The organism is Coraliomargarita parva (assembly GCF_027257905.1).
GTDB lineage: Bacteria > Verrucomicrobiota > Verrucomicrobiia > Opitutales > Coraliomargaritaceae > Coraliomargarita_A > Coraliomargarita_A parva.
Map to the genome: position 1 here is coordinate 1 of NZ_JAPZEI010000011.1, position 26,408 is coordinate 26,408.

The following is a 26,408-nucleotide window of genomic DNA, read 5'->3' on the forward strand; positions in this document are numbered from 1 at the left end:
GGGCTTTACCGGGGCCTGGCAGGCCCAAAAGCGACGCAAATACCCGCCCAGGGCACTCGCCCTGCAGGGGGCGGACTGGGGCGACCTAGCCGTGATCAAGCCGCTACGAAGACAGGTGTTCAGTTAGAGGCTAGGCCGTTTCCTGCATGCTCTTTGGTGTTTTATCTAACACAATCCTGTAATCGCTGCTTTACTCCGAGTGGGACTGGCTTCTATTACGGAGTCGCATGGTGGAAGAGAATACAGTGACGGAAACTGAAGTTGCTGAGCTGATCGAGAAAGGGCAGCTCAAGGCGCTATCCGAGCGTCTTTGTAACTGGGCGGATCCTGAGGTTGCGGATTTGATTCTGAGCCTCGACAAACCGCATCAGATCCTGGTGTACCGTGCCTTGCCGCGCCAGCGCGCGGCGGACGTCTTTTCCCACTTCGAACCGGAATACCAGGATGAGATCCTCGATGCGCTGACCGATTCGGACACCCGTCACCTTCTGGCCAACCTCAGTCCGGACGACCGGACCGCTATGTTAGAGGAGCTGCCTGCCACCGTGACTCGGCGCCTGATGCAACTCCTCAGCCCGGAGGACTTGACGGAATCCCGCCAACTGCTCGGCTATCCGGAAAACAGTGTCGGCCGGATGATGACGCCGGATTATATCCGCTTGCGTGCCGAGTGGACCTGTGAGCATGCCCTGGCCCATATTCGCAAGTTCGGTCGGGACAGCGAGATTCTCAACATCCTGTATGTGACGGACGGCAACGGGAAACTGATTGATATCGTGCGCATGCGACGCCTGATCATGGCTCCGCCGGAACGGGTGATCCGTGACATGCTGAATTTCAATTTCGTCAGTTTGTCGGCCTTTGACGACCAGGAAGTCGCTGTTGAAATGATTCAGCGCTATGACGTGAATGCCTTGCCAGTGGTTGATTCCGAAGGGGTGCTTCTTGGGATTGTGACGGTCGACGATATTTTCGACGTGGCCGAGGAAGAGGCGACGGAAGACATCCAGAAGGGCGCTGCGGTGGCGCCTCTTGACATGAACTACACGGCGGCCGCGCCGTCCTTCCTTTTCCGCAAGCGGATCGGCTGGCTGGTCATCCTTATTTTTGTGAACCTGCTCTCGGCGGGGATCATCGCGAAGTACCAGGACTATCTGGTCAATTATATCGTGCTCGCTTTTTTCATGCCACTGTTGATCGCCAGTGGGGGAAATACGGGCGCGCAGTCGGCCACCCTGATGGTACGTGCGATCGCCACGGGAGACCTGAAGCTGGAGAAGTGGTACCGTGCGGTGGCCAAAGAGATCCTTGTCGGCTTGATGCTGGGAGGCGTGATGGGGGTGCTGTCCTGGTTGCTCGGCATCTACCGGAGCGGGGTGGAGATCGCGATGATCGTTTCGATCAGCATGGTGGCCATTGTCATGGTAGCGAACCTGATCGGTGTCCTGCTTCCCTTTACCCTGACCAAGCTTAAGCTCGACCCCGCAGTGGCCAGCAGTCCGTTGATTACTTCGATGATGGATGCCGTTGGCTTGACCATCTATTTCACAGTTGCGGTTTCCATCCTGGGTTAGGATACCAGAGCCGGATCATGTCCGAGTTCTCTTTTCACGACTTTGTTGACAGTTTGCGCCCCGGGCAGCTGCTGGAGCCCCTCTTTAAGGCGATCCCCGATCTTTGCTTTTTCGTGAAGGATACGGAGGGGCGCTTTGTCGCCTGTGACGATGAGTTTTGCCAGATCATGGGGGTCGATGGCTGGGGCTCGCTGGTTGGCAAAACGGACCGTGACATCCTCCCGTCGCATCTGGCGGAGGAATACATGCAGGACGATGCCCGTGTGTTGAAGTCCGGGCAACCGATGCTCGGCAAGTTGGAGCTTTCCCCCAACGACGATCTCATGCCGGACTGGCGTGAAGTCAGTAAGATCCCCCTGTTTGACCGTGCCAACCGTGTAGTCGGCATTGCCGGGGTGGCGCGGCTGATCCGTTCCGGCTCAATTGTCCAAGGCATGCCGGAGGACACTGCAGCTGCGTTACGTTACATTGCGGAGAACTTCCCGTCGGAGATCAGTGTGAGTGAAATCGCCGAGGCCGGTCATCTGTCGGTCAGCACCCTGGAGCGGCGTTTCCAGAGCTACCTAAACACCACCCCGAAGAAATACCTCAACAAGGTACGTCTCAATGCGGCTTGTCGCGAAATCCGCCTTTCCCGCAAGTCCTTCTCGGAAGTCGCCCAGGATTGCGGCTTCTACGACCAAAGCTGCCTGAGCCGGGCGTTCCGGGCCGGACTGCAGATGACCCCGAAGGACTACGCCCGACTCGTTGCGGTGAGCGGGGGTAAATGACGAAAATTTACAAAAACATGCCTATTATCACATAGCATTGACCGACCCGTTTCTGCTAATCTATGGGCATGAAGGATACCTCAAGCAATACCCGCCCCGTTACTCTCTTCACCGGCCAGTGGGCCGACATCCCGGTCCGTGAACTTTTACCCAAGGTTAAGGCGATGGGTTACGATGGCGTCGAGCTCGCCTGCTGGGGAGACCACTTCGATGTGGACCGGGCACTCGCCGACGAGGCTTACCTGAAAGACTTGTGGCAATTGCTGTCCGACAACGGCCTAACCTGTTACGCGATCTCCAACCATTTGGTCGGCCAGGCGATCTGCGACCCGATCGACGCGCGGCACAAGGCGATCCTGGCCGGTGATGTTTGGGGGGACGGCGATCCGGAAGGGGTGCGCCAGCGTGCCGCCGCTAAAATGATCGATACGGGCAATGCCTGCCGCAAATTCATGGACCTGCGTCCGGAGGCGAATCCTTTTCCCGTAGTGGTGAACGGCTTTACCGGTTCCAGTATCTGGCACGCGCTCTATGCCTTTCCGCCGACCAGTCAGGACTACCTGAACAAGGGCTACGAAGACTTCGCCAAGCGCTTCGGTCCGATCCTTGATGCCTTTGAGGCAGTCGATGTCAATTTCGCCCTGGAGGTGCACCCGACCGAGATCGCCTTCGATATCGCCAGTTCCCAGCGTGCGCTCGATGCGGTCGGCCAGCACAAGCGTTTCGGCTTCAACTACGATCCTTCGCACCTCGGGTACCAGGGGGTCGACTACGTGAAGTTCATCCGTGTGTTCAGCGACCGTATCTATCACGCCCACATGAAAGACGCCTGGTGGGGGCATGGTGATGGCACAGTCGGTGTTTTCGGCGGGCATACGGATTTTACGGACCCGCGCCGCTACTGGGACTTCCGCTCGGTGGGGCGGGGCGACATCAACTTCGAGGAGATCATCGTCGCGCTCAATGACATCGGCTATGCTGGCCCGCTATCCGTGGAATGGGAGGATGGCCGTATGGACCGGTTTCACGGGGCTGCGGAATCGGCCGCCAATGTCAGGCGATTCGATTTCCCAGTCAACAAGGTCGCCTTTGATGCGGCCTTCGACAAAGAGAACCAATAACCCGTACAGACAATGCCCCAGAGAAAATTACGCATGGGCATGGTGGGTGGAGGCCGTGATGCCTTCATCGGAGCCGTGCACCGGATGGCGGCCGCACTGGATGGTCAGATCGACCTGGTGGCCGGCGCCTTTTCCTCCAATCCCGAAAAATCCCGGGCCTCGGGAGAGGATCTGTTTCTGGATCCGTCGCGGGTCTATGGCAGCTATGAAGCGATGGCGGCGGCGGAAGCCGCGCTCCCCGAAGACCAGCGGATCGATTTCGTTTCCATCGTCACCCCGAATTTCATGCATGCCCCGGTGGCTGCCTGTTTTCTCAAGGCCGGCTTTCACGTCGTCTGTGACAAGCCGATGACCCTGACGCTGGAGGAGGCCAAGGCGCTTCAGACGGTGCAGGCCGAATCCGGAAAGATCTTTGCGCTGACGCATAACTACAGCGGCTATCCGATGGTCAAGGAAGCTCGAGAGATTGTTCGCCGCGGTGGGCTGGGGAGGATTCTCAAGGTCGTCTCCGAATATCCGCAAGGATGGTTGAGCGATAAAATAGAGGCGGAGGATCAGAAGCAGGCGGCCTGGCGCACGGATCCGCAGCGCGCAGGCGCGTCCTGTTGTGTAGGGGATATCGGCACGCATGCGGAGCAGCTGGGCCGTTATATCACCGGCCTGAAGATCGAATCGCTCTGTGCGGAGTTCACCAGTTTCGTTGACGGCCGCCTGCTTGAGGACGATGGCAACATGCTGGTCCGTTACAAGGGCGGGGCCAAAGGGGTGCTGTACGCATCGCAGATTTCGGCGGGAGAGGAAAACAACCTCAGTATCCGGATTTACGGTACGGAAGGTTCGCTGGAGTGGCATCAGGAGCATCCGAACGAACTGATCCTCAAGTCCAATTCCGCGCCGGCTCAAGTCCTTCGCCGGGGAAACGACTATCTCAGTGAGGCGGCCAAACGTTTCACACGGATTCCGGCGGGGCATCCCGAAGCCTTCCTCGAGGCCTTTGCCAATATCTACAGCGAGGCGGTGCGGGCCATCCGCGACGCGATCGATGGCACGGACGCCGGCGACTACGACTTCCCGACCATCGAGGACGGGGTCTATGGCATGGCGTTCATCGAGACGGCTGTCGCCTCGGCGGCTTCCGATAGCAAATGGACAAGTTTTATCCAGTAACGACAGACAAGATCCCTAGTAATGACACCACAAATATCAGTTCAACTCTACAGCCTGCGCGACCCGCTCAGTGCTGACTTCGAAGGTACGATCCGCAAGCTTGCCGATATGGGCTTCGCCTGCGTGGAACCGGCCGGTATGCACGGCGAGGGTCCGGCTGCGGCCGCCAAGCTCTACAAGGAGCTTGGTATCACCGCGCCGACCGCGCACTGTCCTCTACCACTCGGGGACAATAAGAACAAGGTTATCGAAACTGCTCTCGAGCTCGGGCATAAATATATCATTCCCGGGGTGCCGCCCGGTTTCCCAGATTGCATGAAGACCGTTGATGGCGTGAAGGCGACCACGGAACTCTTTTGTGAAGCCGCCGCAAACGCCGCCGAACATGGATTGTTGGTCGGTTACCATAATCACGATGCCGATATTCCGGAACTGGAAGACGGCCGCCGTGCCCATCAACTCTTCCTGGAGCTGACTCCCGAGACGGTACTGTGGGAGGCGGATATTTTCTGGGTGGCGCGCGCCGGAATCGATCCGGTTGAGTTCCTCAAGGACATCGGTCCGCGTGGCCGCGCCCTACACTTCAAGGACGGCCATGTGAATGACCGTGAGGCTGAATTTCCGTTCCTCCCGGCCGGTACCGGCGACGTGGATCTGAAGGCCGCGTCGGCCGAAGCCAAGCATGCTGAATACATTGTAGTTGAACTGGATCGTTACGACAAAGATATGATCGAAGCCGTCCAGCAAAGTTATACTTACCTGACCCAGTCCGGCATTGCCCGCGGCAACAAATAACCCCAGAAAACATATCTCTATGAAACCCCTCGGAATCGGAATTATTGGCTGCGGTAAAATTTCCCAGGCCTATTTCAATGGTGCCAAAGTCTTTGATATCCTCAAGGTCGTCGCCTGTGCCGACCTCAACCTGGAGGTGGCCAAAGCCAAGGCGGAAGAAAACGGATGCGTGGCGCAAACAGTGGAAGAACTGCTGGCCAATCCGGATGTCGAATTGATCATCAATCTGACCATTCCGGCCGCCCATGCGAAAGTCAGCACCGCGATCCTCAACGCGGGCAAGCATGTTTACTGCGAGAAGCCGCTGACTGTGACCTTGGAAGAGGCCAAGGCCCTCACCGCACTCGCGGAGGCAAAAGGACTCCGGATCGGTTGCGCGCCGGACACCTTCCTCGGTGCCGGACACCAGACCGGCCGCAAGCTGGTGGATGATGGCGTGATTGGCAGAGTTGTTTCGGGGACTGCCTTCATGATGGGGCGGGGGCCGGAAGGCTGGCACCCGAACCCTGCATTCTATTATCAGGTCGGCGGCGGCCCCGTTTTCGATATGGGGCCCTATTACCTGACTGCGTTGGTCAACCTGCTCGGGCCTGTCAAGCGGGTTGCAGCCGTGGTTTCGAAGGCTTTCGACGAGCGTATCGCAGGTTGTCCGGAACGTAAGGGGCAGAAAATCCCCGTTGAAATCCCGACGCACGCCTCGGCTACGTTGGAGTTTCATTCTGGTGCGGTGATTACGGCGGTGTTCTCTTTCGATGTCTGTGCGCACAAGCACTCGCGCATCGAACTTTACGGTACCGAGGGCTCGATGTCCCTGCCGGATCCCAATACCTTCGGTGGTCCGATTTCGATCTACGATCCGAAATTGAAACCGGAGGGCAGTGACAAGCCGGATTGGCTGGAGCACGCGCTTGAGTTCCCTTATGAGACGAACATGCGCAGCATCGGTGCCGCCGACATGGCCTATGCCATCCGGGAGGGGCGTCCACATCGTGCCAGCGGCGAACTGGCCTACCACGTCATGGAATTGATGCACTCCTTCGAGAAGTCCTCGCTCAGCGGGGAGCATGTCACCATCGAGTCCAAGCCGGAGCGGCCGGAACCGTTCCCCGTGGGACTGGTCGAAGGGAAGCTGGCCCTGTAAGCCCAGGCTGTTTGAATCCGACTGGATTTCTAGAGCACGGTCCTCAATCAGGGCCGTGCTTTTTGCGTATCCGGGCGGGTGCAGATTCGTATTGATTGTTCCGCCCCGGAGCGATCATGTTAACAGTTTGGGGCTTTTCCCCGTAACCTGTCCATCTTCCGGATTCAGTTTTTCGTGATTACCTTAAGCGTTGAGATCTTTTATCTATTCTATCTCGTAGCCGGCTTCGTGCTGATCTTCGGGCTCTGGTTCTATTACGACTGGCGCGACAAGCACCTGTACGAGGCGCAGCGCCACAAGGTGATCTACCATTGCATCAAATGCAGTCAGATTTACACCGGTCCGCACGGGAGCGAAGAATGCGATTGCCCCCAATGCGGCTTTACGAATGGTCGATTACGATTTTAACCTTTCATTTTCCGACTGACCCACCTTCATACAGCACATGCCAGAACATATCGCCGTCCTCGACTTTGGTTCCCAGTACACACAGGTTATCGCGCGCCGCATCCGCGAAGCCAACGTGTTGTCCCGTATCTACCCGTATAACACGCAAGCCAGCGTCCTCAAGGATGCCGACGTCAGGGGCGTCATCCTGTCAGGGGGGCCGTCGTCCGTCCTGCTCGAGGGCTCGCCCCGTCCGGACGCAGCCGTTTTCGAAATGGGCGTTCCTGTTCTGGGCATCTGCTACGGGGAGCAACTCATGGCCCACATGCTGGGCGGCAAGGTTGCCAAGAGCACCGAGCGTGAGTTCGGCCACGGCACCCTCAATATTGCGAAGAAGGGCAAACTCTTTGACGGCCTGCCGGATAATCTGCGGGTCTGGAATTCGCACGGTGACCGTCTCGAAGCCCTGCCGACCGGGTTCGAGGCGATTGCATCGACGGAAAATTCGCCCTATGCGACGATCCAGGATGCCGAGCGCGATTTCTACGGCATGCAGTTCCACCCCGAGGTGGCGCACTCCGAGATGGGCATGGAGGTGATTGCAAACTTCCTCTTCAAGGTCTGCGGGTGCAAGGCGGACTGGTCGATGGCCAACTACATCGAGCAATCCGTCCAGAAGATCCGTGAAACCGTCGGTGAAGAGCGTGTCATCCTGGCGCTTTCCGGCGGGGTCGACTCCTCCGTGGCTGCGGCACTGATTCACAAGGCGATTGGTCGCCAGCTCACCTGTGTTTTTGTGGACAACGGCCTGTTGCGCCTGCACGAGCGCGAGCAGGTGGAAAAGCTCTACGGGGATCATTTCGACCTGGACCTGCGGGTGGCGGACAAGGTGGACCTCTTCCTCGACCGTCTCGCCGGTGTTTCCGACCCCGAGCAAAAGCGCAAAATCATTGGGAACACTTTCATCGAGGTCTTCGATGAAGCGGTTCATGACCTGAAGGAGAAGGGGAATTACACCTTCCTCGCCCAAGGGACGCTGTACCCGGACGTGATCGAATCGGTCGCGATTGACGGAAATCCGGCCGCGCTGATCAAGAGCCACCACAATGTGGGCGGCTTGCCGGAGAAGATGAACCTGAAGTTGCTCGAGCCGCTCCGCGAGTTGTTCAAGGACGAGGTCCGCGAGCTCGGCACCCAGCTCGGACTGCCCAAGGAAGTGGTCTGGCGCCAGCCTTTCCCGGGGCCGGGTCTCGGCGTGCGGGTCATGGGCCCGATCAAGGCCGAAGACCTCGAAGTCCTGCGCAAGGCCGACGCGATCCTGCATGAGGAAATGATGGCGGCCGACCTGTACTACAAGGTTTGGCAATCCTTCTGTGTCTTTCTGCCGGTCAAGACGGTGGGCGTGATGGGGGATGAGCGTACCTACGAGAATGTGGTCGCACTCCGTATCGTCGAGAGTGTGGATGCGATGACCGCCGACTGGGCCCGTGTGCCCTACGACGTCTTGCGCACGATTTCCAGCCGTATCATCAACGAAGTCACTGGCTGCAACCGTGTCGTCCTCGACATCAGTTCCAAGCCGCCGAGCACGATCGAGTGGGAATAAGTGAACTTTGACGCGACGGCCCGGTCTGAACTGCCCTACAGTTATGAAATATTTAGTTGCTCTGAGTCTATTCTGTGTCGTCGGCCTTTCGGCACAAACACCTTCGGCCTCCGAGATTATCAACCGCGCCCGCGCCACAATCGCGGATGAATCCGTCCTCGATGGGCTGGTGACGCTGCAAATGACAGGCGGAATCGTCCCGGCGGAGCCCAAGATGCCCGATGCCACCTTGCTGATCATCGCCCGCAAGCCGGGATCCCAGCGTTTGGAAGTGCGGGTGGACGACCTGGTGGAGACTACCATCTTGAGCGGGGAAGACGCCTGCATCATCCGGTCCAACCTGAATGCCAAGGCTTCGCAGATGCGTACCTTGACCGGCAAGGAGATGGATCAGGTGCAATACAGCACGCGGCAATATTTCAGTTACTTCCGGCCGGACTTCAAGAATGGCGAGCGCGTGAGCTACGAAGGGATCGAGCAACGCCGCGGCATCCGTTGTCACAAGCTGGTCTACAGCTACCCGGAAGAGGGGCCGGTCACGGTCCGCTACTTCGCGGTCAATGACGATAGCCTGGTCTCCACGGTCAGCGATGCCATGGTAGAGAGTGTGGAAAGCGGCACGCAGCTCATCGGTGGCATCAAATTCCCGGAGCGTGTCGAATACTATCAGGATGGCAAGAAGCTGCACACCGTGGTCTTGACCAATATTTTCGTCAACAAGCCCTTGCCGGACGGCATCTTCACCATCCCGCAGGGGCAAAAGCAAAAGCCGGAAACGACCGTCTTTTAGGCTTCGTTCCCGATATACCGCTACGCAACGAACGGACTTTATCCATTATGCAAAAGCTTCAGTATTCCGATACACCTAAGTTTCATGCGGCACTGCGCGAGTTCTGCGGTCGTGCCACGGTCTCCGGTGATGTGTCCGGCGTGGTTGCCTCCGTCTTGGCAGACATCCGGAAAGACGGGGATGCGGCGGTTTTGCGCTACACCGAAAAGTTCGATGGCGCCAAGCTCAATGCACCGGCCATGCGGGTGGATCCGGCCGAGTTGAAAGCGGCGGAAAAGACTCTGTCCGCCGCCGATCGCAAGGCGATTCGCGAATCCATCGCGATGGTGAAGGAATTCCACAAGAAGACTCTGCCGAAAGCCTGGAAGGCGAAGAACGCGCAGGGCGGCGTTATCGGTGAACGTTTTTATCCGATCCAACGGGTGGGTCTCTACATTCCCGGCGGCAATGTGCCTTTGGTCTCCACCGTGGTGATGACCGCGGTATTGGCCAAGTTGGTGAAATGCCCGGAGATCGCGGTGTGCACGCCTCCGGCGGCGGACGGTTCGATCGCGCCCGGCATGCTGGCGGCCCTTTCGATGGTTGGGATCGAGGAGGTGTACAAGGTTGGTGGTGTGCAGGCGATCGGTGCGATGGCCTTCGGCACCAAGACCATTCCCGCGGTCGACAAGATCTTCGGTCCGGGGAACGCCTTTGTCATGGAAGCCAAGCGCCAGGTGTTGGGCACGGTGGGTATCGACCTGCTGCCCGGTCCGAGCGAGGTGATGATCATTGCCGACTCCGGGGCCAACCCGAACCACGTGGCCGCCGACCTTCTGGCCCAGGCCGAGCACGGGAGCGGCAAGGAGATCATTTATTTTGCGACCACCAGTAAGGCGCTTATCGGTAAGGTGGAAAAGGCGATTGCGAAGCAGATGCCGGCGCTCAGCCATGCCGAGAAATGTGCCAAGGTGATCGACGGGCGTTGCCTCGCCGTGCACTGCAAGACTCTGGACCAGTGTGTGGCGGTGGCCAATTACGTGGCTCCCGAGCACTTGGAGTTGCAGGTAGCGGACAAGTCGATCGAGCCTCTGAGCCAGCAAATTACCACCGCCGGGGCCATTCTCCAGGGCTATCTTACGCCGACCGTGCTGGGGGACTTTACCGCCGGGCCGAGCCACACCCTCCCGACCGGACGGGCCGGACGCTTCTTCAGCGGCCTTCAGGCCAGCGATTTCATGCGCCGATCCTCCATCGTGCGCTATGACGCCAAGAGCCTCGCCCAAGCCGCGCCCGTTGTGGAAACCTTTGCACGCCTCGAGAAACTGGACGCGCACGGCAAGTCGCTGACGATCCGCCTCTAGTTCTCGCCGGCCTCGGCGCGCAGCTGCCGGTAGTAGTCGTGAACCAGATCCAGCCACTCCGGATTTTCGCCCAAGTGGACTTCGCGTAGGCTGGCTTTGGCTGCGGCATCGTATGTTTCGGCCATCTTAAGGTAGCGTTCCTTGATGTGTCCGACGTGAAGCGTGTAGGCTTCATCGCTGATGGTCTTGCCTTTGGCCTCCTCGCGCTTGCGCCACCGTTGGGCGCTTTGCTTGGGATCACTGTTTCGAAGTTTTTCCGCGTAGTCTTCCGGTAAGATCGCAACCTGCATCCGGGCATTGGCCTCCACTACAGAGTTGCCGTCGCGCGACAGTACCACTAGTTTCGGGATGCCCCCTGCATGGTACTTTTTGATCAACTCGCGCGGCAGGTTTCCGTCGACCTTGCTGTCGGCCCAGTCGACGGCGAGCCAGGGCATCGGGTATTCCGCCATATAATTCAAAAAGGCTTTCCGGTTCCGGTCCTTGCTGACCAGCACGATCTCGATGTCCGGGGCGTAGCGCTTGTAGAAGTCGATCAGCTTCGGGGTGAATCCGCGGCAGGGGCCGCACCAGGAGGCGGAGAAATAAAGACAGACAATCTTTCCATCCAGGCTTGCGGGGGCGACCGGCTCACCCTTGGCGTTGATCAGACCGTCGGGGAAGAACTCGGACCATGGGGAGGCTACGACCGGGGGCAGCAGGCCCAGGCAGGCGCAGCAGAAGGCGAGTACTACTTTATTCATGATCGGAGTGGGGGGTGTCGGAGGTGCTTGTGTTGGACTGGTAAATCGTGTCCGGAATGATGTGGGTGGGATTGGTGCAGAACCTATAGTGTTGCAGGTTCCATCTGCTGTCGTGCCAGTAATAGACCGTCTTGATAAAGAAGGCCCCGGTTTCGTATTTCAGGACCGCGTAGACCACTGCGCTCTCCTCGATGGGAGTATCAATATTTAGGAACTCATAGCTCAGGGCCCTGCCCAGTTCGTTGGACTCGTGCCGCCGGATGTAGGCCGCGGATTTCTGGTAAGTCTTCTGTCCGACCAGCGGGCTGTATTTGGGGCTCGTGTACCACTGATCAAGGCAGTCGAGCATCGTGCCGGACTGGACCGCTTTCTGGAGGGGCAGGCAGGCGACCGCCGCTACATCGGGCTTGGGCTCTCCGTGGAGGGAGGCCATGAGGAAGGGGAGTAGTAGTAACAGGAATCGAGGGGGGACAAAGGACATGGCTTGATTTAAGCGGTGAAGCGCCTGCCTTGCAATTACGGAAATAAAATAAGCCTGTTTCGGGGGGGATGTTGCGTTTTCCTGCCATCCGCTGCCGCTTCCGCGTTCCGGTATTTTCATTTTCCGAATTATTTTGCGTGCGCGTGCCGACTTCTACAATTTCTGCGGTTTGCTTTGAACCGATGAAAAAGACTTTCGACGCCCATCAACGTGCCTTGCCGCACATTCAGGAACTGCACGCCTATGTCCCGGGGGAGCAACCGCAGGGAGAAGGCTGGGTGAAGCTCAACACCAACGAGAACCCGTATCCGCCCTCGCCCGGAGTGGCGGCCGCAGTGGCGGCCGAAGTGCCCAAGCTGCGCCTCTATCCGGAACCGGTGAGCCGCAAGCTGCGCGACGCGATCGGGGAGCGCTTCGGCCTGACCGGCAAGCATGTGATCATGGGCAACGGATCCGACAATATCTTGGACCTGGTGACCCGATGTTTCGTGCAGGCGCCCGGAGCCGCCCATACGGTGCCCAGCTATTCACTGTATCCCGTGGTGGCCGGCATGTCCGGGCAGGGCTTGATCGATGTGCCCTTCGACCGGTCCATGAAGCTCGACATCGAGGCGATGGCCGCGACCAAGGCCACGGTCTTTTTCCTGACCAATCCCAACGCCCCGACCGGGGTGCCGTTCTCGCGCGCCGAGATCGAAGCGGCGCTTCAGGCCATCGACGGTCTGCTGGTGGTGGACGAAGCCTATGTGGATTTCGGCGGGGAGTCGGCGATTCCGCTCCTTGAGGAATATGAAAACCTTATTGTGGTCCGCACCTTTTCCAAGTCCTACGGCCTTGCGGGGATGCGAGTCGGCTTTGCCTTGGCCAGCAAGGCGATCATTGGCATGCTCGACCGTGTCCGGGATGCCTACAACCTCGACCGCATCGCACAAGCGGCCGCTTTGGCGGCCTTTGAGGATATCGATTATTTTGATGAACAGTGCCGTAAGGTGATTGCCACCCGTGAGCTGACTCGCGCGCGTCTGGATGAGCTTGCTTGGTTTACTTATCCCTCCGCCACGAATTTCCTCTTTACCGAGCCGAAAAACGCGGCCGGCGAGACCGGACCGGAGGTGGCTCAGTCCCTCTTCCAGCATCTCAAGGACAATCGTGTCCTCGTGCGCTATTTCGCCGCGCATCCTTTAACTTGCGCTTTTGTCCGTGTCAGCATAGGAACGGACGCTGAAATGGAGGCCTTCGTCTCCGCCGTTAAGTCATGGCTGAAGCACGCATAGCATCACTCACCCGTAATACGAAAGAGACTCAGATCCAGATGGAGCTGAATGTCGACGGCACCGGCGTGTCTGAAATCGACACCGGGATCCCGTTTTTCGACCACATGCTCACGCTTTTCGCGAAGCATGGGCTCTTCGACCTCAAGATCAAGGCGACGGGGGACATCGATGTGGACTATCACCACATGGTGGAGGATACCGGAATCGTGCTGGGGCAGTGCCTGAAGCAGGCTCTGGGCGAGAAGCGCGGGATTCGCCGGTACGGGTTCTTCCTCCTGCCGATGGATGAATCCCTGGCCCGTGTCGCGCTGGACCTGTCGAACCGTCAGGCCTTCGTCTACAAGGTGGATTTCAAATTCCCGATGGTGCGCGACTTCAGTATCGTCCTGATCAAGGAGTTCTTTCAGGCCTTTGCCAATGACGCCTGCTGCAACCTGCACATCAATCTGGAATACGGCGAAGAACCGCACCACATCGCAGAAGCCATCTTTAAATGCTTCGCCCGCGCGTTGGACATGGCGACCACCATCGACCCGCGTGTCGGTGATGCCGTGCCCACGACCAAGGGCACTTTGTCCAACTAAGGAAAGCCTCATCACGGTCATGCCTGTTTTTAGGCATGTGTAGGGCAACTGTCTCAATGTCATCCAAATTGTTACCAATTCGGCTACAGTGGACGGATTGGTCGACGAGTTCGTGAGAATTTAGTGTCGAAGTGCTGAGCCATGGTGAAAGGGCCGCTCTACGTTTCCTAGAGAACCGAGCTATGAAGGGATTTCATTGAGCGGATGAAGTATTTTTCCTAATAGAAAATTTTGTCGGCTTGCATCCGTAGTCGGACTGGGCACCTTGTACCGTTCGCATGGATTCCGATACGCTTCAAGCCTCACCAAAGCTCGCCGTGATCGATTACGGTATGGGGAATTTGCGCTCGGTCCTGCGTGCCTGGCAGCACGTTGGGGCGGATGCGCACCTGGTCTCCAGTCCTGAGGAAATCGCCAGTGCGGATGCATTGGTCTTTCCGGGGCAGGGGGCGATTGTCGACACGATGCGCCTATTGAAGGAGACCGGTTTCGACCATGCGATTCGCGACTGGATCGCCGCGGACAAGCCGTTCTTCGGCATCTGCCTGGGCCTGCAGGCGCTGTTCGAGCATTCCGAGGAGGGGGACACCCCTGCGCTTGGCGTCTTCAAGGGGCAGGTGAAGCGCTTCCGCATCGACCCTTCGCTGAAGATCCCGCACATGGGCTGGAATGCCGTCAGTTTTGCCGAGGGGGATCCGATAACCGAAGGGCTGGTCAGCGGGCAGGACCAGTTTTACTTTGTGCACAGCTACTACATAGAGCCGGAAGATCCGGCCCTGACCCTCTTTGAGACGGACTATGGCGGTCGTTTTGTTTCCGGTATTCGCCGGGGCAATTGCTATGCGACCCAGTTCCACCCGGAAAAAAGTCAGGCAAAAGGATTGCAACTCTATGCGAATTTTTTGAAATCACTCTAACCGAGCTATTTACGGCTCGGTTTGCCTTTCTACCAAATAAGCTCTCTAATTAAGACCATGGAAGACACCGCAACCATTCGACTTGGAAGTGAAAATTTTGAGTTCCCCCTCCTCAAGGGAACCGAAGGCGAAATGGCCCTCGATACCCGAACGCTGCGAGCGAAAAGTGGCTTCATCGCCTTCGACGAAGGTTACGGCAATACCGGCTCCTGCCTGAGTGACATCACGTTCATCGACGGCGAAAAGGGGATTCTACGTCACCGTGGCTATCCGATCGAGCAACTGGCCGAGCACTCCGGCTTCCTCGAAACCGCGATGCTGGTCATCTACGGGGACCTCCCGCCCGAAGAATGCTTTGATGCCTTCCGTTTCAGCGTGCGGGAAAATGCGTCCATCCACACCGGGATGCACCACCACTTTGACGGTTTCCCGAGTTATGCCCACCCGATGGCGATTCTTTCAGCCATGCTGAATTCGCTGGGTGCCTACTACCCGGAAATGTCTTCCAACGACCGCGAGCAGGACTTGGCTCACTTCAACGAGACGGCTGCGCTGCTGATTTCCAAGGTCCGCACCATTGCGGCCATGACCTACCGGATGAAGATGGGCTTGCCCTTCGTGTATCCGGACCATAACCGCCGTTATGCGGAGAACTTCCTGCACATGATGTTCTCCAAGCCCTATAACGATTATGTGGACGAGCACGGCGCGGCCAAGGCACTGGACCTGTTCCTCATGCTGCACGCGGACCATGAGCAGAACTGCTCCACCTCGACCGTCCGTATGGTCGCTTCCGGCGGTGCGAATCTCTTTGCCTCCGTTTCCGCCGGGGTATGTGCCTTGTGGGGGCCCTCCCATGGTGGCGCCAACATGGCGGTCATCCAGATGCTCGAAGACATCCACAAGTCCGGTGACGACGGCACACGCTTCATTCAGGCCGCCAAGGAGGGCAAAGCCAAGCTGATGGGCTTTGGTCATCGGGTGTACAAGAACTACGATCCGCGCGCCAAGATTCTGGGCAAGAGTGCCGAAGGCATCCTCAAGAGCATGGATATCAAGGATCCCATGCTCGATATCGCCAAGCGCCTGGAGCAGGCCGCACTGGAAGATCCGTATTTCATCGAGCGCAAGCTCTACCCGAACGTCGACTTCTACAGCGGCATCATCCTGAAGGCGATCGGGATTCCGGTGGAAATGTTCACCGTTATGTTCGCTATCGGCCGTATGCCGGGTTGGATCGCCAACTGGAAGGAGATTGCGGATAATCCGAAAAGCCGGATCCACCGCCCCCGCCAGATCTACACCGGTGCCACCCTGCGCGACTACGTGGCGATGGGCGAGCGGGAATAGGCCCCAGCGAGCCAACGAATTTAGAAGCCCGTTTCGCAAGAGACGGGCTCTTTTTTATGGGTTCGCTGCGTGTGGCTTGAGTGTCTGAGGTGGCTCGAAACCCCTCCGTCCCGACAAGCCGGGCCACCTCCCCTGCCTGCCGGGGAGGAGTTATTGGGGGCTTATTTAGATGATGGAAATCTAGGTTTAGGTGCTGCCCTGAAGTTCTCCTCCTTGGTTAAGGAGGAGTCCCGCTGGCAGGCGGGGAGGTGGTTTGTCCCGTGTTGTGTGTTCCTCTTGCGATCAACGAGCTGGAACGTGCGGCCAAGCAGATCGTCACCTCATGTCAGACGCGCGAGTTCCGCGAGCTCAGCCTCCAGGCGGAAGAGGATCGCTTCGAGGTCGGTTCCGGTACGGCCTGGGATGTCGCCCAGGCACAGCGCTGCCTGTGCAAGCCCTCGGAATGTAAAATATGGAATTGAAGCGAGGTAGCGTGCGAGCTTGCTCGCGCTCATGCCCCGGTTGACTTGCTTCTTTGGAGGCTTGCTCCTGCTTTCCTCCCTCGCTGGCTACTTGTCTTCCTTTGCGCCGTGCATGACTTCCTCGAGCTTGAGGCCGGTCATTTTGTGGATGCCGCTGAGGAGGAGCCAGAGGGTGAACATCATGATGACCATGCTGGGGATGACGATGACGGGCCAGCTCCAGGCCATCATCTTGCTGACTTCGGCGTTGAAGGCGTCGCTGCCACTGGGGCTGACCACGATCCAGCGGGCCAGCAGGTAGTTGAGCACGGCGCTGAGGAGGAAAGAGGCGGCCAGCAGCCAGGTGCACTTCTCCAGCAGCTTGTCGAAGGCTTGTTCGGCATTGTGTGCCCGGAGGGCGAGATGGACCTTGTCGACGTCCATGATCTCGGGGTTCCATAGCAGGGTACGGACGAGGGGGTAGGGAGTTTTCAGGGAAATGATGACGGCCAGCCCGAGGAGTGCGGGAATGGCGGCCTCCTTGACCGCGAACCACTCGGTGGGGATGTTGAAGATCCCGATGCCGCCGGTCATGAGTACGCTGATCAGGCCGAGAATGGAGAAGATGTTGTACTTCTTGCGGCGGAAATAGTCGTAGACGAAGTAGCCGACGGGGAAGCAGAGGGCGATGAGCAGGATGGGGATGGCGACATTGTCGAAGTGCGGCTCCAGCAGGTGGCCGAACCACTTCTTGCCCTTATTGAGGATGAGAATGGGCAGGATGATGTTGAACCCGATGTTCAGGAGGGTGTTTTCCTTCTTCACCTCGGGCCTGTGGCTGGTGAAAGGATTTTCGGTTTCGGGGCGGTTGCTGGGTTGCGGATCGGGCATGAGTTTGCCTAGGCTTTGAGGACTTATGGCGAACGCAAGCACTATTCGTTGTCTCATTACCGCGGGCCCGACCCGTGAATTTATCGATCCGGTCCGTTTTATCAGCAATCCGTCGACCGGCAAGATGGGCTTCGCCCTGGCCGAGGCGGCGGTGGACGCCGGCTGGACGGTGGACCTGGTGGCTGGACCGGTCGCGCTGGAGGAGCCGGACGGGGTGATCCTCTACCCTGTGGTGACGGCGGAGGAGATGTTGCATCAGGTGGATGCGCTGTTTGACGCCTGTGATATCCTGATTATGACTGCGGCGGTGAGCGATTTTCGTCCCAAGGTGCAGCATGCGAAGAAGGAAAAGAAGGGCGACGCCTCGATGACGATCGAGTTCGAGCGCACGGTGGACATTTTGAAGACGATGACAGAGCGCAAGGCCCAGCAGACGGTGGTCGGCTTTGCGGCGGAGACGCACGACATCCGCGCTTATGCCGAGCGTAAGATGAAGGAAAAGCGCTGTGACTACATTGTGGCCAACAAGGTCGGGCAGCTGGGAACCGGCTTCGCCGCCGACACCAACGAGGTGCTCCTGATTGCGGCCGACGGCAGCAGTACGCTGCTCGGTCCCGACAGCAAGCAGGCGATTGCCCGCGAGCTCATCACACTGGTGGCCCCCGGGAAGGAGTAGGCCCGCATCATTGTTTTACTCTTACTCTTAATCTCTTACTCCCATCCCCGATATGATAAAACCTCAATTCGACCACGAGAAGCTAGCTGTCTACCAACGCGCTTTGGATTTCGTGGAGATTGCCGATCTTATCATTGAAGGGCAGGCAAAGCGACTGTCGGTGGTAGACCAACTGGATCGGGCCTCGACTTCGATCCCTCTGAACATTGCGGAGGGCAACGGGAAGTTCACTCCGCCGGATCGTTGCCGCTTTCATGATATCGCGCGTGGTTCAGCCTTGGAATGTGCGGCGGCTTTGGATGTATTGGTGCGGAAGAAGCGCTTGGATGTAAAGGACGCGGAGCGGGGTAAAGCAGTTCTGGTGGAGATTGTATCGATGTTGGTCGGTTTGATCCGAAGCCAGTCTCAGGATCGTGCGTATGAGACGCCCGCGACGTACGGAGCGGTTGGGGATTAAGATTAAGATTAGGAGTAAGATTAGGAGTAAGATTAGGAGTAAGAGTAAGAGTAGGAGTAGGAGTAAGGAGTGGAGTCGAACAGATTGATGAAGAACACTGGCTTAGATAAGATACTGGGGCGCATCGAGGACTTGGATTCGGTGAACCTGGGGATCCTGGTGCAGCGTTTGGCACGTGAGCGCAAGATGCAGGAGACGGTGTTCAACACGATCCACGACGGGATCCTGGTGATTGATACGGACGGGGTGGTGCAGTACGCCAACGATGCCGCCTGCGGCATGATCGGGTTGAAGAAATCCGATGTGGGGGTGGTGCGGCTCTGGAAGATGGTGCCGGACTTGGCCCGTTCGCTCAACGCGGAGGAAGTGAACTCCCGTCAGAAGGCGAAACCGGTGCTCTCGCGTGAGCTGGAGCTGAGCTATCCGGAGCACCGCTTCGTGCGTTTGTACATGGTGCCGATTGATACCCATGTCGGGCATGATGACAGCGGCGGCTATGTCGTGGTGCTTTCCGATGTGACCGAAGAAAAGGTCTCGATGGAGGAGATGATCGAGAATGAGCGGACCAGCTCGATCGTGCGCCTGGCGGCTGGCGTGGCCCATGAACTGGGCAACCCCTTGAACTCGCTGACCATCCACTTGCAGCTGATCGAACGGAAATTGCGCAAGCTGGGACTGGGCGCCGAGGGGGAAAAACTATCCGAGTCGCTGCGTGTTTGCCAGGGTGAAGTGGACCGGTTGGATGCGATCATCACGCACTTTCTGGAGGCGGTGCGTCCCCGTGAACCGGAGCTCAACGAGTTGGACTTGCTCGAGCTGGTGGAGGAGGTCTTGCGCGTGCAGGAAGTGGAGCTGTCGGACCGCAAGCTGGATGTGAATGTCGAGGTCAGTCACAGCCTCCCGACGATCCTGGGGGACCGCGGGCAGATCAAGCAGGTCTTCTTCAATATCATCAAGAATGCGATGGAGGCAATGGCGCCGGGCGGCCACATTCGCATCCTGACCCGGAGCGATGACGATTATGTGTATCTGCAATTCATTGACACGGGCTCCGGTATTTCCGACGAGGATCTATCGAAGGTCTTCCAGGCCTACTACACCACGAAGAGAGAGGGGCACGGGCTGGGCATGATGATCGTGCAGCGAATCATGCGGGATCACGGCGGGCAGATCGGGATCGAGTCCAGAAAGGGGATTGGTACGATCATCACGCTCCAGTTCCCGCAGCAGCACCGCCGCACGCGGCTGCTCGAAAGTTCTTCGGGGATGACTAAAAAATAACCGGATTTCTGTTTACCAAAGGCTCTGGCTTGCCTAAGTTCCGGCCTTCACGTCTAAAACGTTTAACCTCAAATTGCATGAAAAAGACTTTATACTCCACGCTTACCGTTGCCGCCTTCGGTCTGCTATTTACCGCCTGTGCGAAGAGTCCTGAAATTCCTGCGGAACCGGATGCCGCGATTGAGAAAATCTCTCGTGAAGTGGGCGCCGGCAATACCGGCATTCTCTGGAAGGCCATGCCTGCGACCTACCAGTCGGACGTGAACGGTCTGGTACAACTGGCCAGCACCAAGCTGGACGCGGAAATGTATGAGCAGACCTTCGCCATGTTCGGACGTCTGGCCGACGTGGCCCAGAAACAGAAGGACTTTATCCTGAACACGCAGATGCTGCAGGGCCAGTCGGCCGAGGAAAAGGCGAAGCTGGAAGCCTCGCTGCCGGGCTTGATCGGCGTGGTCAAGACGCTCAGCCAGAGCGATCTGTCGACGATCGCGGGCCTGCAGGGTTTTGACGGTCAGGCCTTTTTCGAAACCACAGTGGCCGAGCTCGCCCAGTATGCCGTCGAGCTTTCCAAATTGTCGGATGCGGAGCAAACCACGCTGGAGGACCTGAAGCAGGCCGCTGTGGAAGTGGTGGAGCGCACGGAAAACGAGGCGACCCTGAAGATTTCGGTGCCGGGCTCCGAGCCGGAATCCGAAGTGTACCGTCTGATCGAGGGGCGTTGGGTTCCCGCCGAGATGGCGGATGAGTGGTCGACGCAGATGGCCGATGCGAAAGCCAAGCTGGAAGCGCTGAGCGTCGAGGAAATGACCGCCAACAAGCCTCAAATCATGGGCGTTCTGACTATGTTCACGGGGGTGCTTGACCAGTTGGATGCCGCCGAAACCCAGCAGCAGTTCGATACCGCGCTTCAGGGTGCCATGATGCCGATCATGGGGCTCATGATGATGGGGCAGGGCGGTGGCGCCCAGCCGATGGCGCCGTCCATGCCTGCTGAGCCGGTGGCGGAGTAATCCTGAATTTCAGAATGATTCGACGGCCGCACTTGGAGTGCGGCCGTTTTTTTTTTGCTTGGAACCCCTCCGTCTGCGTCAAGCGCAGCCACCTCCCCTGCCTGCAGGGGAGGAGCTATATTCTCGGGCTGTCTGGCCCCGAAGTTCCTCCCCTGTGGCAGATGACATGGGACCGCGAAGCGGTGGAGGGGTGCATGCGGTTTGCTCCGTATACCGACAAAAAAGCCGCAGCGGGAGCTGCGGCTTTTGGGGAAATTGCTATTCCGTTCAGCTTTGGCCCTTGGCGGCGCGTTCGACACGTTGTGCGTAGTCCTCTAGGTTGTTGTCGGACTCGATCTTAAGCGCGCGGCGCAGCAGCGGTAGTGCCTCCTTGTATTGTCCGTCGCGCACGAGGGCTTGGGCGTGGGCGACGAGAGCCGGGCGTTCGAAGCCATCGATTTTGGCGGCCTGTTCGTAACGGTTGACCGCCTTTGCGATGTCGTCCTGGTCTGCGTAGTAATTCGCCAGTTCGATGATGGCTTCTCCATTGAGGGCATCGCGTTCCACGATCTGGTTGAGCTTGGCCACGGCAGTGTCATCATCGCCTTCGGCGCGTGCGATCTTGGCCTCGACGGTCAGGAGCTTGAGCGCTTCATCCTTGTCGAGTTCGTTGCCGAGTTTTTGGCGCAGGGATGCGATCATAGTCTTGGCCTGCGCGTAGTTGCCGGTGCGGCTGAGCAATTCGGCGGCCCGCAGGAGCGCCTTGCTTTCGCCCGGTCCCGCTTGCTTGATGCCGGCGAGGTAGGCGTCGAGGGCCAGGTCAGGCGACTCGTTGTTCATGTAAATGTCGCCAAGAAGGGTGAGGGTGCCGAGGTCGGCCTTGTTCATGCGCCGGACGATCTCCAGATTCTTGGCCGCCATCATGGATGCCCCTTTGCCGATGTAGGCATTACCCTGCAGGAGCCAGTAGTCGGCATTGTCGGGCTCATCCTTGATCAAGGTGTCAAAGAGTGCGATGGCGTCGTCATAGCGGGAGGTTTCGAGCAGGCAGCGTGCGAGCCCGACTTTCCAGTCCTTGACCGAAGGCTGCATGAGGATGGCTTGGCGGTAGGCGGCCTCCGCCGGGTAGTAGCGGCCTTTGGTTAGATATCCGTATCCCAGAAGTCCATACGAGCGGCCGTCCACCTCGCCGAGTTCCATCGCTTTCGAAATGGTTGGGATGGCTTTGTCGAAGTCGCCTTCCTGCACATAGACGAGGCCAAGGTTCTTGTAGGCACGGCGGAAGTCCGGGTGCTTCTTGATCGCGCTGTTGTAGTACCGGGTCGCCTTGCCGAGCTGGCCGTCCTGGAAATAAAGGTTGCCGAGGATGAAGTCGAAGGCGGCGCTGCTGCTTGTCTTGATCTGCGGCTCCAGTTGCTGGATGGCGGCCGAGGGGCTGACTTTGATCAGGTCGATCAGCGCGCGCAGGGCCTGCTTCTCATCTTCGGAAATGCCCGGTTCATAGCCGGCGAGGAAGCCATAGCTGCCGAGGAATTCATTGACAAAGGTGGAATCGTTCCACATCTGCCGGGCGACAGTCTGGTTGACCTGGGCGGTCAGGCTGCCGGCGGCGAGGGATGCGCCGAGAAGTAGTGTGAGGACTCGTTTCATACTGTAAATGGGTGGTGGAAAGTCTTACTTGATGTTGTAGGGGATCTTGACCCGGGTGCGGGTCTTCACGCTGCGTCCGTCTTTTTCACCGGGCGTGAACTTCCAGTTGCGGATCGCGTCGATGGTGGGTTGGTTGAAGACGGGGTTGCTGGACTGCTTCACTTCCACGGAGGAGACATCGCCATGTTCGTCGATGATGAATTCGGCCACGACATAGCCTTCCAGTCCCTTGCGTTGCGCGGTGCTTGGATATTTCGGTGCGCCCTGCTTGCGGGGCTGCGGTTTGGTTTCGAGGTCGTTGATGTCAAAGATATCGAGGCCGCCGAGATCCTTCTGGCTGACGTCGAACGTGGGCAAGGCGAAGTCGCCGGCCAATGCGCCTCCGGTACCCGGGTTCAGGGCCATGTCGAGTTGCTCCAGCGAGATGGGCGGTGGCGGCGTGTCCAGCTCGGGCGGCGGTTCTTCCTGCTCGGGCTCCGGCGGTGGCGGTGGCTCGTCCGGCGGAGGCGGCGGGGGCGGCGTGGCGATTTCGAGGGTGTCGATTTCCTGGGGCGCCTTCTCGTAGCTGGTAAAAATTTGTGTGAGCGGGATGGCGAGGAAGAGCAGGCCGCTCACCGCGATGCCCAGCACGGTGCCTCCGGCGCCGGTACCTTTACCTCTGGGTGCTTTGTAAACCTTGGACATGCTCGAGTGCGGCGGCTTAGCGTTTGGTTGAGAAATTGATGGTCTTGGCGCCGGCCAGCTTGGCCTCGCCGTAGACGCGGGCGAATACGCCGTGGCTGGCACCTTCGTCTGCCTGGATGATGACGGGAACGTCTTCCTGCAGGGTGAGGCGCTTGACGATGGGGGACACCCCGCTGATGCCGATGTCGCGTCCGCCGTAGATCACTTTGTTGTCCGCAGTCACGGCGATCAGGATACTGTTCTTTTCCAGTTGCACGGCGGCTGCGGCTTCGGGCTTGTTCACCTCGACGCCGGTCTCTTCGACGAAGACGGTGGTGACGATGAAGAAAATCAGGAGGATGAAGACCATGTCGATCATCGGCGAGAGGTTGATCTCGACGTCGTCACGCTCATCGGATGTCAGGTTGCGGCGCATTTTAAAGTGGGAAGGTTAAAGGTGCAAAAGTGGGAAGGTTTCAATCGAGTTTCAGCTTGGTCAGGCTGAGCGACTCGATACGGGCGAGTGCGGCTTCGACCGCATGCTTGCGGCGGCGGACTACCAGGACCAGGAAGATGCCGGGCAGGGCGATGAAGAGGCCGGTTTGAGTGGTGATCAGCGCTTCGGAGATGCCGGCCGCGACCATTGCCGCGGTTTCGGCACCGCCACCGGATGAGATTGCGGCAAAGGTTCCGAGCATGCCGATCACGGTGCCGAGCAGGCCCATCAGCGGGGCCGCGGCCACGAGCGTATTGAGGAAGATGAGCCGTCGCTCGATGTCGTGCAGCATGCTCTGACGGATCTCCTCGAAACGATTGCGGACGTGCTTGGCAGCTGTCACGTTTTCCTGTGTGTATCGGATAATCTCGCCCACGCGGCCTTCGGCCTTGGCGGGTTCGTAGATCCAGGTGAGCCATTCGCTTTCATGGCCCAGCTGGATGTTGCCTTTTCGCAGGAAGAGTACGAGCTGGATCCCGATCGAGTAAATCAGGACGGCCAGCAGGGCGAGCGGAATCATGACCCAGCCGCCGCTGAGCCAGATGTCCTGGCACTTCTGGAATGTCTCGAGCAGGTTCATCGTGAAGTGCTTACGCGGCGTCCTTGTCGGCGTTGCGGGCGCCAATCACGCCATTAATGAAGCCCACCGCGGTTTGTTCCATATCGCCGACTTTCTGGCGGGCCATACGGGAGAGCAGGCCGTGCAGGATGAGGGAGGGAATCGCGACGACCAGACCGAGTTCGGTGGTGACCAGCGCTTCGGAAATGCCGGAGGAGAGGCTCTTGGCGTCTCCGGTCCCGAAGATCGTGATGAGATTGAAGGTCTTGATCATACCCGTCACGGTACCCAGTAGTCCGAGCAGTGGTGCGGCGGCCGCGGTCAGGGCCATGAAGGGAAGGAAGCGTTCGAGTTTCGGTCGGACGGCGAGGATCTTTTCGTAGAGGATTTCCTCGAGGGTGCCGCGCTTCTCATCGGCATGTTCCACACCGGACAGGACCAGTTCGCCACCGGCTCCGGGGATGGTCGCGGCGGAAGTTTTCGCCTGTGCGATATCCTTTTGCTCTATATGGGCAAGTACCTGTTGTACCTGCTCCGGCGAGGGGGTCTTGAAGCTGACCACTTCGATCACCTTGATCACGCCGAGGATCACGCAGACAAAGCCGAGGCCGATGATGACATAGCCGACGCTGCCGCCCTTGGCCACGTGCTCCATGACCGAATCATTGCCTTCGACGATCTTGAGGGCCTTGCCCAGGGTTGCATCGGCCGGAATCGAGCCATCGCCGGACTCCACGAATTGACGGATGCCGCTGCCGAACCCTTCACCGGGTTCCGCGATGGCGGCTTCGGCCGCATTCAACTTGGTGATGGCCAGGCCGGAGAGATCGCTGTCGCCGGAGGCGAAATAGACGGTGGGGCCGAAGGCGGCGAAGGACCCGTTTACGATGTCGCCGTTGGGGGCGAGCGCGAGGCCGTCAAAGGTGTAGCCGCCGACGAGTTGTTCCAGACGGTCGAGTGCGACACCGATCACGTCGATTTGCTTCACGAAACGGTCGGCCTGGGTCATGTCGGAGTCTTCCAGGGCGAGGCGAGCTTCTTCGGTTGCGCCCTCATAGAGCTGGCGTTCGCTGTAATCGATGCGTGTTTCGAAGGAACGCACGAACTCATCCAGCAAGCCCGCCGCGTATTCGTTCTGGGCCTTGATCCCGTCCACCTGCTCGCGCAGACGGTTCAGGCTCAGATCGCTGTTGTCACGCAGGCGGCGCAGGCGGTCGAGCTCCGCGGTCTTCTGCCGCACCTCATCCTCAAGCTTCGATACTTCGCGGATCAGCGGGATCTTTTGCTCGGCGATACCGGCGCGCGTGTCGGTGAGGTCCTTGAGCGCGGTTTCCAGGTCTTTGGAGGCTGCGGCGCTGGCGGATTGGAAGCTCTGTGCATGGCCGGTGGATCCGCAGAGGGCGAAGGCCAGGGCGGCGGCCGCAAGAATGTGTTTGTTCAGGACGTGCATGGTCGTGCTGTTGTAGTCAATTATTGGATACGTGCCGGGACTTCGACGAACTGGATGTCTTCGGTTCCTTCGTAAATATCAAGGAGGCGGCGGATCTGCGGCCCGGCGCCTTCGATGCGGGGCCACTCCCAACCACCGGTTCCGGGGTAGCCGATGCCGGCATAGTCGCCGGAGTCGTCCACGTAGTAGGCCTGGGCAAGGCCCCAGTAGAGCGTGCTGACCTGTACCAGCTTGCCGCCTTCGATCTCGCGGGACTCGCTGCTGAGCGTAATCGTGGTGTTGAACTTGTCGGCCTGGCTGAGGATACCCACGATGTTCTGCACGCGCTCCCCGAGGGAGAGTTCGGTCTTGGCCGGATCGTCGGGCAGTCGGCGGATGAGTGGCTTGAGTTTCTCAAGCAGCGGTTCGGGCAGGGTGGGGAGAATCGATTTCACCTGAGTCTCCAACTCCCCGATGTTGGCTTGTACGACCGCGGAAGCGGCGTTGAGTGTTTCCTTTTCGGCGGCCAGCGAACTGCGGTCCTCGTCGGCCGCAGTGGCGGATGCTTCGAGATCCGCCAGGGCTTGATCCAGTCGCTCCAGCTCACTGCCCAGAAGCTGCTTCGTGTCCTGTAGGATGGATTGCTCCACGCGCCAGTCGCTCTTCTCCTTCGAGATGATTTGACGAGTTTCCACCCATTTATTCAGGACGTCGCGCGTGTCCTCGGGATTGCTTTGCCCCCAGGCGCTCAGTGCTGCCGCACAGGTGCCGAGGGTGATGCCGATTAAAAATCTAGTTTTCATATTCGTCTTGAAGTGGGTTGCAGTAGCA

General features: G+C 58.7%; 28 protein-coding genes. 19 read left to right on the forward strand and 9 right to left on the reverse strand.

The window, feature by feature from the left end; all coding sequences use genetic code 11:
- Nucleotides 1–227 precede the first annotated feature (227 nt).
- The 10 genes from mgtE (at nucleotide 228) to hisD (ending at nucleotide 10,694) form a co-directional block, all read left to right on the forward strand.
- Complete coding sequence (gene mgtE / locus O2597_RS15210; RefSeq protein ID WP_269526209.1) at nucleotides 228–1,574, forward strand: magnesium transporter; 1,347 nt, start codon at nucleotides 228–230, stop codon at nucleotides 1,572–1,574.
- 17 nt (nucleotides 1,575–1,591) lie between these two features.
- On the forward strand, nucleotides 1,592–2,344 hold the full coding sequence (locus O2597_RS15215) for an AraC family transcriptional regulator (protein ID WP_269526211.1): 753 nt from the start codon (nucleotides 1,592–1,594) through the stop codon (nucleotides 2,342–2,344).
- Nucleotides 2,345–2,412: 68 nt separating this feature from the next.
- Nucleotides 2,413–3,465, forward strand: a complete 1,053-nt coding sequence (locus tag O2597_RS15220) for a sugar phosphate isomerase/epimerase family protein (RefSeq protein WP_269526213.1) — start codon at nucleotides 2,413–2,415, stop codon at nucleotides 3,463–3,465.
- A 12-nt stretch (nucleotides 3,466–3,477) separates the two neighbouring features.
- The gene (locus O2597_RS15225; protein ID WP_269526215.1) at nucleotides 3,478–4,632 is read left to right on the forward strand and encodes a Gfo/Idh/MocA family protein; all 1,155 of its coding nucleotides are present in this window, start codon (nucleotides 3,478–3,480) and stop codon (nucleotides 4,630–4,632) included.
- A gap of 21 nt (nucleotides 4,633–4,653) precedes the next feature.
- Nucleotides 4,654–5,427 (forward strand): sugar phosphate isomerase/epimerase family protein, encoded by a 774-nt coding sequence (locus O2597_RS15230; RefSeq protein ID WP_269526217.1) that lies wholly within the window; start codon nucleotides 4,654–4,656, stop codon nucleotides 5,425–5,427.
- A gap of 19 nt (nucleotides 5,428–5,446) precedes the next feature.
- Nucleotides 5,447–6,568, forward strand: coding sequence for a Gfo/Idh/MocA family protein (locus tag O2597_RS15235; protein ID WP_269526219.1), 1,122 nt, complete (start codon nucleotides 5,447–5,449; stop codon nucleotides 6,566–6,568).
- A 174-nt stretch (nucleotides 6,569–6,742) separates the two neighbouring features.
- Nucleotides 6,743–6,976: a hypothetical protein gene (locus O2597_RS15240; protein ID WP_269526221.1), complete on the forward strand. Its 234-nt coding sequence runs from the start codon at nucleotides 6,743–6,745 to the stop codon at nucleotides 6,974–6,976.
- 37 nt (nucleotides 6,977–7,013) lie between these two features.
- Entirely contained in the window at nucleotides 7,014–8,561 is a 1,548-nt protein-coding gene (guaA, locus tag O2597_RS15245; RefSeq protein ID WP_269526223.1) for a glutamine-hydrolyzing GMP synthase, read from the forward strand.
- 43 nt (nucleotides 8,562–8,604) lie between these two features.
- Complete coding sequence (locus O2597_RS15250; RefSeq protein WP_269526225.1) at nucleotides 8,605–9,351, forward strand: hypothetical protein; 747 nt, start codon at nucleotides 8,605–8,607, stop codon at nucleotides 9,349–9,351.
- Nucleotides 9,352–9,398: 47 nt separating this feature from the next.
- Nucleotides 9,399–10,694, forward strand: coding sequence for a histidinol dehydrogenase (hisD, locus tag O2597_RS15255; protein WP_269526227.1), 1,296 nt, complete (start codon nucleotides 9,399–9,401; stop codon nucleotides 10,692–10,694).
- On the opposite strand, the gene O2597_RS15260 is transcribed toward hisD, so the two are convergent.
- The gene (locus tag O2597_RS15260; protein ID WP_269526229.1) at nucleotides 10,691–11,437 is read right to left on the reverse strand and encodes a thioredoxin-like domain-containing protein; all 747 of its coding nucleotides are present in this window, start codon (nucleotides 11,435–11,437) and stop codon (nucleotides 10,691–10,693) included. The two genes, hisD and O2597_RS15260, sit on opposite strands and share 4 nt — an antisense overlap.
- Nucleotides 11,430–11,918: a hypothetical protein gene (locus O2597_RS15265; RefSeq protein WP_269526231.1), complete on the reverse strand. Its 489-nt coding sequence runs from the start codon at nucleotides 11,916–11,918 to the stop codon at nucleotides 11,430–11,432. Before O2597_RS15265 ends, O2597_RS15260 begins: the two co-directional genes overlap by 8 nt.
- 182 nt (nucleotides 11,919–12,100) lie before the next feature.
- Between O2597_RS15265 and hisC the strand changes: the two genes are divergently transcribed.
- From hisC to O2597_RS15290, 5 genes are all read left to right on the forward strand, one after another.
- Nucleotides 12,101–13,192, forward strand: a complete 1,092-nt coding sequence (gene hisC, locus O2597_RS15270) for a histidinol-phosphate transaminase (RefSeq protein WP_269526233.1) — start codon at nucleotides 12,101–12,103, stop codon at nucleotides 13,190–13,192.
- The gene (gene hisB / locus O2597_RS15275; RefSeq protein WP_269526235.1) at nucleotides 13,174–13,776 is read left to right on the forward strand and encodes an imidazoleglycerol-phosphate dehydratase HisB; all 603 of its coding nucleotides are present in this window, start codon (nucleotides 13,174–13,176) and stop codon (nucleotides 13,774–13,776) included. Before hisC ends, hisB begins: the two co-directional genes overlap by 19 nt.
- 278 nt (nucleotides 13,777–14,054) lie before the next feature.
- Nucleotides 14,055–14,693 (forward strand): imidazole glycerol phosphate synthase subunit HisH, encoded by a 639-nt coding sequence (gene hisH, locus O2597_RS15280; RefSeq protein ID WP_269526236.1) that lies wholly within the window; start codon nucleotides 14,055–14,057, stop codon nucleotides 14,691–14,693.
- Between the two features lie 57 nt (nucleotides 14,694–14,750).
- Nucleotides 14,751–16,043, forward strand: coding sequence for a citrate synthase (locus tag O2597_RS15285; protein WP_269526238.1), 1,293 nt, complete (start codon nucleotides 14,751–14,753; stop codon nucleotides 16,041–16,043).
- Nucleotides 16,044–16,303: 260 nt separating this feature from the next.
- Nucleotides 16,304–16,504 carry a hypothetical protein gene (locus O2597_RS15290; protein WP_269526239.1) on the forward strand — a complete coding sequence of 67 codons (201 nt, stop codon included), beginning with the start codon at nucleotides 16,304–16,306 and terminating at the stop codon, nucleotides 16,502–16,504.
- 87 nt (nucleotides 16,505–16,591) lie between these two features.
- On the opposite strand, the gene O2597_RS15295 is transcribed toward O2597_RS15290, so the two are convergent.
- Nucleotides 16,592–17,374 (reverse strand): VC0807 family protein, encoded by a 783-nt coding sequence (locus O2597_RS15295; RefSeq protein ID WP_269526240.1) that lies wholly within the window; start codon nucleotides 17,372–17,374, stop codon nucleotides 16,592–16,594.
- A gap of 25 nt (nucleotides 17,375–17,399) precedes the next feature.
- On the opposite strand from O2597_RS15295, the gene O2597_RS15300 reads away from it, so the two are divergent.
- The 4 genes from O2597_RS15300 to O2597_RS15315 all read left to right on the forward strand — a co-directional run bounded on the left by O2597_RS15300 (nucleotide 17,400) and on the right by O2597_RS15315 (nucleotide 20,801).
- Nucleotides 17,400–18,050, forward strand: coding sequence for a phosphopantothenoylcysteine decarboxylase (locus O2597_RS15300; RefSeq protein ID WP_269526242.1), 651 nt, complete (start codon nucleotides 17,400–17,402; stop codon nucleotides 18,048–18,050).
- A 52-nt stretch (nucleotides 18,051–18,102) separates the two neighbouring features.
- Nucleotides 18,103–18,507, forward strand: coding sequence for a four helix bundle protein (locus tag O2597_RS15305; protein WP_269526244.1), 405 nt, complete (start codon nucleotides 18,103–18,105; stop codon nucleotides 18,505–18,507).
- An 87-nt stretch (nucleotides 18,508–18,594) separates the two neighbouring features.
- Nucleotides 18,595–19,788 carry a two-component system sensor histidine kinase NtrB gene (locus O2597_RS15310; protein WP_269526246.1) on the forward strand — a complete coding sequence of 398 codons (1,194 nt, stop codon included), beginning with the start codon at nucleotides 18,595–18,597 and terminating at the stop codon, nucleotides 19,786–19,788.
- Between the two features lie 77 nt (nucleotides 19,789–19,865).
- Nucleotides 19,866–20,801 carry a hypothetical protein gene (locus tag O2597_RS15315; RefSeq protein ID WP_269526248.1) on the forward strand — a complete coding sequence of 312 codons (936 nt, stop codon included), beginning with the start codon at nucleotides 19,866–19,868 and terminating at the stop codon, nucleotides 20,799–20,801.
- A gap of 267 nt (nucleotides 20,802–21,068) precedes the next feature.
- Here the strand turns inward: O2597_RS15315 and O2597_RS15320 are convergent, their stop codons facing one another.
- From O2597_RS15320 to O2597_RS15345, 6 genes are read right to left on the reverse strand one after another with little or no spacing between them, the layout of a single operon-like run.
- Entirely contained in the window at nucleotides 21,069–22,430 is a 1,362-nt protein-coding gene (locus tag O2597_RS15320) for a tetratricopeptide repeat protein (protein ID WP_269526250.1), read from the reverse strand.
- 24 nt (nucleotides 22,431–22,454) lie between these two features.
- Entirely contained in the window at nucleotides 22,455–23,114 is a 660-nt protein-coding gene (locus O2597_RS15325) for an energy transducer TonB (protein ID WP_269526252.1), read from the reverse strand.
- A gap of 16 nt (nucleotides 23,115–23,130) precedes the next feature.
- Nucleotides 23,131–23,529, reverse strand: a complete 399-nt coding sequence (locus tag O2597_RS15330; RefSeq protein ID WP_269526254.1) for an ExbD/TolR family protein — start codon at nucleotides 23,527–23,529, stop codon at nucleotides 23,131–23,133.
- A gap of 40 nt (nucleotides 23,530–23,569) precedes the next feature.
- Entirely contained in the window at nucleotides 23,570–24,169 is a 600-nt protein-coding gene (locus tag O2597_RS15335; RefSeq protein ID WP_269526256.1) for a MotA/TolQ/ExbB proton channel family protein, read from the reverse strand.
- Between the two features lie 10 nt (nucleotides 24,170–24,179).
- A complete protein-coding gene (locus tag O2597_RS15340) occupies nucleotides 24,180–25,598 on the reverse strand; it encodes a MotA/TolQ/ExbB proton channel family protein (protein WP_269526258.1) in 1,419 nt (472 codons plus the stop codon).
- A 20-nt stretch (nucleotides 25,599–25,618) separates the two neighbouring features.
- On the reverse strand, nucleotides 25,619–26,380 hold the full coding sequence (locus tag O2597_RS15345) for a DUF3450 family protein (RefSeq protein ID WP_269526260.1): 762 nt from the start codon (nucleotides 26,378–26,380) through the stop codon (nucleotides 25,619–25,621).
- Nucleotides 26,381–26,408: the final 28 nt, after the last annotated feature.

Bases quoted from the DNA above. Each gene is read 5' to 3' on its own strand.
- mgtE (WP_269526209.1), top strand. From the start codon at position 228: ATGGTGGAAGAGAATACAGTGACGGAAACTGAAGTTGCTGAGCTGATC.
- O2597_RS15215 (WP_269526211.1), top strand. From the start codon at position 1,592: ATGTCCGAGTTCTCTTTTCACGACTTTGTTGACAGTTTGCGCCCCGGG.
- O2597_RS15220 (WP_269526213.1), top strand. From the start codon at position 2,413: ATGAAGGATACCTCAAGCAATACCCGCCCCGTTACTCTCTTCACCGGC.
- O2597_RS15225 (WP_269526215.1), top strand. From the start codon at position 3,478: ATGCCCCAGAGAAAATTACGCATGGGCATGGTGGGTGGAGGCCGTGAT.
- O2597_RS15230 (WP_269526217.1), top strand. From the start codon at position 4,654: ATGACACCACAAATATCAGTTCAACTCTACAGCCTGCGCGACCCGCTC.
- O2597_RS15235 (WP_269526219.1), top strand. From the start codon at position 5,447: ATGAAACCCCTCGGAATCGGAATTATTGGCTGCGGTAAAATTTCCCAG.
- guaA (WP_269526223.1), top strand. From the start codon at position 7,014: ATGCCAGAACATATCGCCGTCCTCGACTTTGGTTCCCAGTACACACAG.
- O2597_RS15250 (WP_269526225.1), top strand. From the start codon at position 8,605: ATGAAATATTTAGTTGCTCTGAGTCTATTCTGTGTCGTCGGCCTTTCG.
- hisD (WP_269526227.1), top strand. From the start codon at position 9,399: ATGCAAAAGCTTCAGTATTCCGATACACCTAAGTTTCATGCGGCACTG.
- O2597_RS15260 (WP_269526229.1), bottom strand. From the start codon at position 11,437: ATGAATAAAGTAGTACTCGCCTTCTGCTGCGCCTGCCTGGGCCTGCTG.
- O2597_RS15265 (WP_269526231.1), bottom strand. From the start codon at position 11,918: ATGTCCTTTGTCCCCCCTCGATTCCTGTTACTACTACTCCCCTTCCTC.
- hisC (WP_269526233.1), top strand. From the start codon at position 12,101: ATGAAAAAGACTTTCGACGCCCATCAACGTGCCTTGCCGCACATTCAG.
- hisB (WP_269526235.1), top strand. From the start codon at position 13,174: ATGGCTGAAGCACGCATAGCATCACTCACCCGTAATACGAAAGAGACT.
- hisH (WP_269526236.1), top strand. From the start codon at position 14,055: ATGGATTCCGATACGCTTCAAGCCTCACCAAAGCTCGCCGTGATCGAT.
- O2597_RS15285 (WP_269526238.1), top strand. From the start codon at position 14,751: ATGGAAGACACCGCAACCATTCGACTTGGAAGTGAAAATTTTGAGTTC.
- O2597_RS15295 (WP_269526240.1), bottom strand. From the start codon at position 17,374: ATGCCCGATCCGCAACCCAGCAACCGCCCCGAAACCGAAAATCCTTTC.
- O2597_RS15300 (WP_269526242.1), top strand. From the start codon at position 17,400: ATGGCGAACGCAAGCACTATTCGTTGTCTCATTACCGCGGGCCCGACC.
- O2597_RS15305 (WP_269526244.1), top strand. From the start codon at position 18,103: ATGATAAAACCTCAATTCGACCACGAGAAGCTAGCTGTCTACCAACGC.
- O2597_RS15310 (WP_269526246.1), top strand. From the start codon at position 18,595: ATGAAGAACACTGGCTTAGATAAGATACTGGGGCGCATCGAGGACTTG.
- O2597_RS15315 (WP_269526248.1), top strand. From the start codon at position 19,866: ATGAAAAAGACTTTATACTCCACGCTTACCGTTGCCGCCTTCGGTCTG.
- O2597_RS15320 (WP_269526250.1), bottom strand. From the start codon at position 22,430: ATGAAACGAGTCCTCACACTACTTCTCGGCGCATCCCTCGCCGCCGGC.
- O2597_RS15325 (WP_269526252.1), bottom strand. From the start codon at position 23,114: ATGTCCAAGGTTTACAAAGCACCCAGAGGTAAAGGTACCGGCGCCGGA.
- O2597_RS15330 (WP_269526254.1), bottom strand. From the start codon at position 23,529: ATGCGCCGCAACCTGACATCCGATGAGCGTGACGACGTCGAGATCAAC.
- O2597_RS15335 (WP_269526256.1), bottom strand. From the start codon at position 24,169: ATGAACCTGCTCGAGACATTCCAGAAGTGCCAGGACATCTGGCTCAGC.
- O2597_RS15340 (WP_269526258.1), bottom strand. From the start codon at position 25,598: ATGCACGTCCTGAACAAACACATTCTTGCGGCCGCCGCCCTGGCCTTC.
- O2597_RS15345 (WP_269526260.1), bottom strand. From the start codon at position 26,380: ATGAAAACTAGATTTTTAATCGGCATCACCCTCGGCACCTGTGCGGCA.